The 626-nt window shown below is 67.1% G+C and carries 1 protein-coding gene; it reads left to right on the top strand.

Going from position 1 to position 626, the window contains the following annotated elements:
* Window positions 1–95: 95 nt before the first annotated feature.
* On the top strand, window positions 96–626 hold a 531-nt coding region (locus tag KUM49_RS41710), incomplete at its 3' end, for a helix-turn-helix domain-containing protein (protein WP_308406990.1).

A 626-nucleotide genomic window follows, 5' to 3' on the forward strand; every position in this document is an offset into this window, starting at 1 on the left:
CTGGATTCCTCTTTGGCTGGGTATATGTCCTGTTGGCGGGGTAGTTGAGGGTGCTCGGGGGCGGGTGCTGGGCGATGGTTTTATGGGCACGACCGGTGCGTGACGAGGACGAGCGGGCTGTCGTGCGCCGGTTGTCACGGGCACGGAAGGCTCCGCGGGATGCGGTGATGCGGGCCCGGATGATCGAGCTCAGCTGGTCGGGGCTACGGGTGCCGGCGATCGCTGTGGAGCTGGACTGCAGCCAGAAAACGGTTCGCTGCTGGCTGCACCGTTTCAACCGATCGGGCCTGCAGGGACTCGATGATCTGGGTGGGCAGGGCCGCAAACGACGGATCAGCGAGCACGAACGATCCCGGATCATCTCGCTGGTCAAGACCGTGCCGCCGGGGCGGCTGCGGTGGGAGCCCGTCGGGGAACTGTGGGCCTTCGACGAGTCCGGGCCGGCCGAGTGGACCCTGGATTCCCTCGCCGCAGCAGCACAGGCCGAAGGGATCGAGGTAGGCCGCTCACAGGTGCGCCGCATCCTTCTCGCCGAGGGCGTGCGCTGGCGCCGCACACGGTCCTGGATGCGCTCCAAAGACCCGGACTTCGTCCCAAAAGGACACGGATCATCGGCCTCTACACCC

Origin of the sequence: Streptomyces sp. AC555_RSS877 (assembly GCF_019049245.1) — a bacterium.
Classification (GTDB): Bacteria; Actinomycetota; Actinomycetes; order Streptomycetales; family Streptomycetaceae; genus Streptomyces.